This is a genomic window from Kitasatospora sp. NPDC091257, from assembly GCF_044757675.1.
Classification (GTDB): Bacteria; Actinomycetota; Actinomycetes; order Streptomycetales; family Streptomycetaceae; genus Kitasatospora; species Kitasatospora lactacystinica.
Window position 1 is genome coordinate 1 of the sequence record NZ_JBIVVI010000390.1, and the last position, 7,082, is coordinate 7,082.

Here is a 7,082-nt window from a genome sequence, read left to right on the forward strand (position 1 = left end):
GTCAAGCTGCGCGGCTTCCGGATCGAACTCGGCGAGATCGAGGCCGTGCTGGCCGCGCACCCGGCCGTCGCCGACGCCGCCGTGGGCGCCCGGTCGGGCAGGGTGTCCACCGGTTCCCAGGCGTACCGGGTCTCCACGGCGAGGAGGAGGTCCAGCAGGTCCGCGACCTGATGGCCGACGGTCCGTCGGTAGAGCTCCGAGCTCCGCTCGATCGGCAGGTAGTCGGCGTCGGTGAGGTAGCTGCCGGCGAGAGCAACGAACTCGCCGAACTCCGCGCTCACCGGGCGGTCTGCGCCGGGCGGAGCGTGGTGCGCACCGCGGCGGCGGTGTGCCCGAGGAGGCGGACGGCAACCAGGACGGTGTAGACCTCGTCCGGTGTTGCCGCGGTGGCGGCCGCTGCTGAAAGCCGACGCTCCGCCTGCTCCAGGAATTCGGCGAGCCGCGGACCGTCGGCGAAGGTGAGGTCGGTTTCGGGGTCGTCGCCGTCGTCGGGCTCGGGCAGGAAGCCGCGGAGCTCGATGGCGTGGTTGTGGGTGCCGCAGGCGGCCAGGGTGTCGCCGCCGGTGTCGGTGGTGACGGCCAGGGCCCAGAACACGGTCTGGTGGGCGAGGGACCAGGCCGCCGAGAGCGGGCCCTGGATGTCGGGCTCGGCAAGGCGGGCGGCGATGCGGTCGAACCAGGCGGTCGTCACAGTGAGTTCCTTCGTCGGTCGTTGTCGTGGCGGTCAGGGTGGCCGATCCGGCCGTCCCAGGAGGCCGGTGGTGCGGGTTCCTGTGGATAACCCGGGGTTGTGGGTGGATCCGGTCACCCGGACGGGGGATCAGGTGACGATCCGGCGGACGGCGACGACCTGGTTGGGGCCGCTGCCGGCTGCTCTCCAGGCCTGGTAGCTGCCCGTCCGGATCTGGAGGCCGGTGCGGGGGGCCTCCAGGAGGCGGCCGTCGCCGATGTAGAGGGCGACGTGGCCGGGGCGGCCCGGACCGCCGTCCGTTCCGGTGGTGAAGACGAGGTCGCCGGGCCGGACGCTGTCCGGGTCGACCGGTTGCCCTTCCTCGACCTGGGTGAACGTCGAGCGGCTCAGCCGGATCCCGGCACGGGCGTAGGCCTGCTGGACGAGGCTGGAGCAGTCGCACCGGTGGGAGGGGGCGGTGCCGAGCGGGTCGGTGCAGTCCCCGCCGAAGGTGTACCAGCCGCCGCGTTGGGCCAGGGCCCAGTGGATGGCGGCGGCGGCCTGCGGGTGGGTGCCGGCCGGGACGTCCCACCCCGGTGGGAGGGCGTCGTCGGCGGCGGCCGGCGGTCCGGCGGGCGAGGGGGCGGTGAAGTCCGGGACCGCGGCGACGACGGCGGCGACGTACTGCTGGGTTTCCCGGTAGGGCGGGATGCCGTGCGCGGCTTGGACGGCGTGCCAGCCCGCGTTGTAGCCCGCGAGCGCGAGCTACCACGGGTCGGCGGTGAGGCCGGAGTCGCGGGCCTGGCGGATCAGCGAGCACATCATCCGTCCCTGGGCGTCGATCGCGTCGGCCGGATCGAACGGGCTGCTCACCCCGTTGCCGTCGGTGTCCCGGCCCCAGGTGCGCCAGGTGTCCGGAACGAACTGGGCGATGCCCTGGGCGCCCGCCGCGCTCTGGGCGTTGGGGTCGAAGCCGCTCTCCCGGTGGAGCTGGGCGGCGAGCCGGGGGGACGTCAGGCCCTGGTCGCAGGCCCCGGCGGCGCGCTCGATCATCGGACCGTACGGCGCCGGGACGCTGCCCGGCCGAAGCGCGCTGCCGTACGGTCCGCGCCCCGGGGCGCTCACTGCGGCGGGTACGTCGGTGGCGGCCGCCAGCAGCACCAGGGCGAGCAGTCCGGCGGGTGCGGCGACCGCGCCGCCCGCCAGCAGGATCGTCCGTTTGGGCACAGTCCAGGTCCCCCGATCGTGTGGCACCCGTCGGTGTGTCAGGTACGGACCGGCCGGGCAGGTCGGCGTGGATCGTGGCAGAGGTGTGCTCCGGGAGCTGCCTGCCGCACCGCCGGAGTCGGCCGACCTGCCGGCCGGGCAGGTGCCCGGAGCGGCCGGAGACGAGGACTCGCAGGCGGCGACGCCGCAGGTGGGCCGCTGCCTCGACGGCCGACATCACCTCCGGCCGGCCGTCGAGGCAGCGAGGACAGGGCCGCATTCCGGCCCCGGCCCCGAAGTCGGTGGTGTCGTACGGCACCGGCATACCCCTGGTCACGATCCGCTCCAAGTCGATCGCCGAGTGTAAACAGAGCTGGTTGTCACTGTGCTAGACAGTGCGGCTACGGCCAGTGATGGCCATGAACTGGCATCGAACTGGCATCGCTGAACATCGGTCAGGTGGGAGGGAGTGAACATCGGTGGGCAGGTCCGCGCCCGTGGCCGGGCTGCACGTCGGCGCCCGGCTCGTCGTCCCGGTCCTGGGGGCGGCGGCCGGCAGCGGCCGGAGCACCGTGGCCCTGCTTGCCGCGGCCGGACTGGCCCGCCTCGCCTCGACGGTGGTGCTCGACAGCGCGTCGACCGCGTCGTCGCCGTGGCGCCGTTGGCCACTGGCCGGCGGCGCCGGGCTCGCCTCCGTACCCGTCGACCGGCCTCTGAGCACCGGTCAGGTCCGCTCCGCCGCCTCGTCCTGCCTCGACGGCCGGGTCCAGGTGCTCACCGACCGCAGGCCATGGTCGGAACCGCCGCTCGCCCTGCCCTCGGCGCCGTCGGCATGGCCGGCTCTGGCAGGGGCCGGCGGCTGGCAGGTGAGCGTGGTGGACACGGCGCTGACCGTCGCGGACGACCTCGGTGACGCCGGGGTCCACTCGCGCACCGCCCAGTGGATGCTGCTGGAGGGGGCGGTGCCGGTGATCTGCTCGCCGACGTCGCGGGAGGGCCTGGAGGCGGCCGCCGTCGCGATCGCCGCAGCCGAGGCCGCGTCCCTTCCGCTTCAGCGGTGCGTGCTGGTGCTGGTCGGCATGGCTGGCGGGATGCCGCGGCAGTGCCGGGCGGTCGCCACCATGCTCGCGCCCCAGGTCGGTGCGGTGGTGCGGGTGCCGCACTGCCCGGCCTGGCGGGCGCACGCCCTGCGGACCGACCGGCTCAGCCGCCGGTTCGAGGCGGCCGGCACCGGGCTCGCCGACACCCTGATCACCACGGCCGAGAGGTCCTGGGGCCCGCTGCGGGCCCCGGCCGGGACGGCCGCCACCTCGGAGGATCCCTCACATGACGACCTCTATGTCGCTGCTGGCAGCCCGGCTGACCACCTTGCCGCTCAATGACCCCACCACCGCCCCGAACGGGTCGTTCTACGACGTCGGGAAGGGCTTCAAGCCGGAGATCCCGTCCGGGGAGGTCGGCAGCGCGCTCACCACGATCGTCAACTGGACCATGGGCATCTGCCTGGTTCTCGTGGTGGCCGCGCTCTGCGCGTGCGCCGCGATGGACAGCTTCGGGTCCATGTCCGACCGGCCCGAGATCAGTGCGCGGGGCAAGGCGGGTATGCCGAAGTGTTTCCGCGGGGCTGTGATCATCGGACTGGCGTGGCCGATCGTCTGGCTCGGCGCGAGCCTGAAGGGCTGACGAGTGGACTCCGTCGAGCTCCGCCGACGCCGGGCCCTGCGCACGCTCGTCACCGGGGCGGCCTTGGCGGCGGCCGCCGCCGCGGGCGCGGTCGCGGTCCTGATCTGGCAGGCCGATCCCGAACCCCGGGTCGGCACTGCCGCGCCCGCCAGCGTTTCGGCCGCCGACGCGCCGCCGTCCGCGAGCCCGTCCACGGTAGTGGCGGCGGTGCCGCTGCCCGCGCCCGCGCGGGTCGAGAAGGGCATCCCGATCGGCTACCCCCACACCCTGGCCGGTGCCGTGTCCGCGGCCGCCCACTACACCGAGGCCCGCGACCTGCTGAGCCCTGACGCGGTGCCCGGACAGATGATGGTGATGGCCCGCCATAACGACGAGGAGTTCTTCAAGCTGACCTCGCTGGCGATCGCGGACGCCCGGGACTGGCGACGCCTGCTCGGCCTCCCCGAGGCCGGAGGCAGCACCGGCTCGGACTTCATCGCCTTCCAGGTCCGCGCCTACCAGACCGAGTCCGTGAGCGCCGACGCCGTCGACGTGTGGCTGCTGACCACCCAGACCCCCACCGTCGGTGGCATCCAGCACGGTACCGGTGTCTTCGCCGTCGCGGCCCAGGTGGTGTGGGACGGCGACGACTGGAGGCTCACCTCGAAGAAGATGCGGGAGACCCCGGTGGTGGCCCAGCCGGGCACAGTGCAGGCCGACGCGGCCGGCTGGAGGCCCGTTGCCTACCAGCACTAACGGTCTGCGGCGCCCCATGGTGGTCCTGGCGCTCGTCCTGGCCGCGCTGGCCGGGCCGGCCGCTGCCGCGTTCGCCGCCGCGCCGCCACCGGTTCCCGTCCCAGGAGCCACCGCCGGAACGCCTTGCCCGGCGCACACCCGGCCCGTCGGGCAGCCCGAGAAGCTGACCGCCGCCGGTCTGCAACCGAAGCCCCCGGCGGAGCAGATGGACGCGCGCGGCGGCTGCGTGCCGCTGGACAAGGAGGGCTGCCGGACGCTCGGGCTGAGGGACGACCCGCTCTCGACCTGCGTGTACGAGACCTTCAAGCACAAGTACTGCGACGCCGATCTCCTGCCCCTGCCCGGGATGGAGGTCTACTGCGAGAACGCCGACAAGGAGATGGCCACCTGGTGCAAGGAGAATCCCGGCGTCGCCCACTGTGGGACCGAACCTGAGGGTGGCCTCGCCGCCGCCCGGTGCGGGTGAGGCTCCGCCGCACCTACGCCGACCCGGACCTGATCGGGCTCCTGGCCGGGAAACCCGAGCCGACGGCCGCGGCGGGCCCCGCGCCGGTGGTGGTCCCGCCGGGGCCGCAGCATTCACCCACGACACCCCCGGTCCCGCTGACCAAGTCCTGAGGAGAGCACCCCGTGTCCGAGACCTGCACCGACCTGACCGACGACGGCCTGGACCCGGCCGATCCGTGGACGGACGTCCCCGAGCCCGACCCCGCGCCCGTGCCGCGGATCGTCCTGCGCGACATGGAGCCGGAGGAACGGCGCTCCCGGCTGGAGGAGCTCGGGCACTGGCTGCGCTGGCTGGTGGAGGTCAACCCGGAGGCCCGGGCTTCGGTACCGCCCTGCTGGCACCGGCACGAGGACGTCATCGAGGTCCTCCTCGCGCTGCAGATCGGATGGGTCCGCTCCTACACCTGCCCCAGCCCGGGCCGCGACACCGCCGAGGCGGACTGGCTGATCACGGCGAACAACCTCCTCCCGACCACCCGCCGGCCGAAGTGCGCCAACGGGCACGCCGACCCGGTCGCCCGGCCCTGGGGCGGGCCGGACGAGGAGACCCTGCGGCAGTGGCTGGAGGAGCCCGGCGGCCTCGGCACCCGCGAGCGCGAGCACCCCAGCCCGGCCCTGGCGGCGGAGCTGAGCAGCGACGAGCCGCCGCTGTAGTGCGCCGGATCCGACGCCGCTCTGCCCGCCCGCCGAGGTCCGGTGGAAGCCGACCGATTCCGAGGAGGACCTGATGCCACCCGAGCCCGCCGAACCCGACACGGGAGCACGGGACCGGCGCACGCCGCAGGGCGCCGCGGCCGACGGCCCCACCCCACCACCGTCCACGACCGGCGGGACGATCCGGGGGCCCGCCTCCGCCCAGCCGGGCCCTGCGGCTCAGCAGCCGCCCGCGGAGCCGCCCTACAGCGTCCTCGGCGACCCGGCGTACGAGGTCGTCGAGTCCCGGCGGGTCGGCGAGAGCACCTACGTGCGCGCCTTCCGGCGCGGAACCGAGGAGGAGTCCCTCTGGGTCCACCGCGGCGAGGAGTCCGAGGAGCTCATGACCAGCGGCGGGGCGTTCCGGCCCCATGACGCCTACCGCGCGATGACCGGACCGAACGCCCCGACCTCGCTCTACGAACAGCTCGTCAAGGAAGGCGACCTCTGGGACGTCCAGGTCCGCGACAACGAGAGGTGGGAACGCGAACGCGAGCGGGCCGAGGCCGAGGCGGCCCTGCACAGCCTGAACGCGGGGCCCGACGACCGCACGGCCCAGGCCGAGGCCGACGGCATGGCCCGGGCCGAGGACGACGGGGCCACTGCCGCGAAGTCCCGTTCCTCCGACGACGGGTGGCTGTCCGACGCGCTGGCGCTCACCGCCGACATGCCGCCGGAACAGGCCGCGCTCCTGCGGGAGCGCCTCGGTGTGCTGACCGCGGCCCTCCCGAACGTCCGGCACGAGCCCGCCCCGGACGACGCGGCGCTCGCCGGGCTCCCGCCCGAGCAGGTCCTCGCCGAACTCACCTCCGCCATCGAGACCGTACGGGCCCGCGCGGAGTGGTGGCTGGCGCTGCCGCAGTGGGCACAGGTCCGGTCGGTCCAGGCGGCGGCCGTCGGGGCCTGGGCCGCCGTCAAGGAGGCCGTCGGGCAGCAGACCGTGCTCGCCGACGGCGAGTACCGGGCGACCCGGCTCCTGCGGGGGATCTGCGCCGCGGCCTGCCGGTCGGTCGCCCGCCTCGCGGCCGACCTCGCCCACGATCTCACCACCCGCGGCTACGGCGGCACGCCCGCCTGGACCGCGCTGCGCGCCCTGTCCCGGCGGGCCGGAACGCTGGCCGCACGGGTCCTCGGCCGTCCCGTCGACCGTGCCACCGCCCGACGCCTGGCCGCGCTCGACGCCGAGGTCGCGGCGGTGGCCGAGGCGGAGCGGGCCGACCGGCGCGCGGTGCTGGCCGACGGGGCCGACCGGGTCGCCGCGGCCTTCGCGGCCTGGGCCGGCACACCGATGGGCCGCCGGCTGGCGCGCTCCGCCCACCCGCGCGTCGCCGCGCTCCGCAGGGCCTGCCAGGGGATCCCACGCCCCGGCGTCGAACCGGCGTCGGTGGCGCGCGCCTACGCCCGGCTGGCGAGGGCGGCCCGCGCCCTGGCCGACGCCGCCCGCGCCGCGCGCCGGTTCCGCAGCGCCGACGTGGCGGTGCTGGACGCCGTCACGCGGGCCGCGGACGAGCACACCCGCCGGGTCGCGCCCGCCGGCCGCCACCCGGCACATCGTCGACTCGCTGGCCTCCGGCCGCAGTGCCTCGCT

The 7,082-nt window shown here is 75.2% G+C and carries 9 protein-coding genes and 1 pseudogene; 6 read left to right on the forward strand and 4 right to left on the reverse strand.

Annotated features, from left to right (window positions below; translation table 11 throughout):
- The 4 genes from ACIQOV_RS19280 to ACIQOV_RS19295 all read right to left on the reverse strand — a co-directional run.
- Positions 1-281, reverse strand: a 281-nt coding sequence (locus ACIQOV_RS19280; protein WP_401049922.1) for a hypothetical protein, incomplete at its 3' end; no start/stop codon positions are given.
- Positions 278-691, reverse strand: a complete 414-nt coding sequence (locus tag ACIQOV_RS19285; protein WP_331768756.1) for a hypothetical protein — start codon at positions 689-691, stop codon at positions 278-280. The genes ACIQOV_RS19285 and ACIQOV_RS19280, both read right to left, overlap by 4 nt.
- A gap of 129 nt (positions 692-820) precedes the next feature.
- Complete coding sequence (locus tag ACIQOV_RS19290) at positions 821-1,381, reverse strand: C40 family peptidase (RefSeq protein ID WP_401049934.1); 561 nt, start codon at positions 1,379-1,381, stop codon at positions 821-823.
- 54 nt (positions 1,382-1,435) lie between these two features.
- Positions 1,436-1,897: a lytic transglycosylase domain-containing protein gene (locus ACIQOV_RS19295; RefSeq protein WP_331768757.1), complete on the reverse strand. Its 462-nt coding sequence runs from the start codon at positions 1,895-1,897 to the stop codon at positions 1,436-1,438.
- Between the two features lie 458 nt (positions 1,898-2,355).
- Between ACIQOV_RS19295 and ACIQOV_RS19300 the strand changes: the two genes are divergently transcribed.
- From ACIQOV_RS19300 to ACIQOV_RS19325, 6 genes and pseudogenes are all read left to right on the forward strand, one after another.
- On the forward strand, positions 2,356-3,258 hold the full coding sequence (locus ACIQOV_RS19300) for a hypothetical protein (protein ID WP_401049926.1): 903 nt from the start codon (positions 2,356-2,358) through the stop codon (positions 3,256-3,258).
- Entirely contained in the window at positions 3,215-3,559 is a 345-nt protein-coding gene (locus ACIQOV_RS19305) for a hypothetical protein (RefSeq protein WP_401049928.1), read from the forward strand. Before ACIQOV_RS19300 ends, ACIQOV_RS19305 begins: the two co-directional genes overlap by 44 nt.
- 3 nt (positions 3,560-3,562) lie before the next feature.
- Complete coding sequence (locus tag ACIQOV_RS19310) at positions 3,563-4,294, forward strand: hypothetical protein (protein WP_401049929.1); 732 nt, start codon at positions 3,563-3,565, stop codon at positions 4,292-4,294.
- Positions 4,278-4,760, forward strand: coding sequence for a hypothetical protein (locus ACIQOV_RS19315; protein WP_401049932.1), 483 nt, complete (start codon positions 4,278-4,280; stop codon positions 4,758-4,760). The genes ACIQOV_RS19310 and ACIQOV_RS19315 overlap by 17 nt, the downstream gene beginning before the upstream one ends.
- Before the next feature lie 164 nt (positions 4,761-4,924).
- Positions 4,925-5,455, forward strand: coding sequence for a hypothetical protein (locus tag ACIQOV_RS19320; RefSeq protein ID WP_331768762.1), 531 nt, complete (start codon positions 4,925-4,927; stop codon positions 5,453-5,455).
- A 73-nt stretch (positions 5,456-5,528) separates the two neighbouring features.
- Positions 5,529-7,082 (forward strand): annotated as a pseudogene (locus ACIQOV_RS19325) (hypothetical protein); the annotation flags it as partial.

Coding starts and splice junctions, on each gene's coding strand:
- ACIQOV_RS19305 (WP_401049928.1), top strand. CDS start 3,215: ATGTCGCTGCTGGCAGCCCGGCTGACCACCTTGCCGCTCAATGACCCC.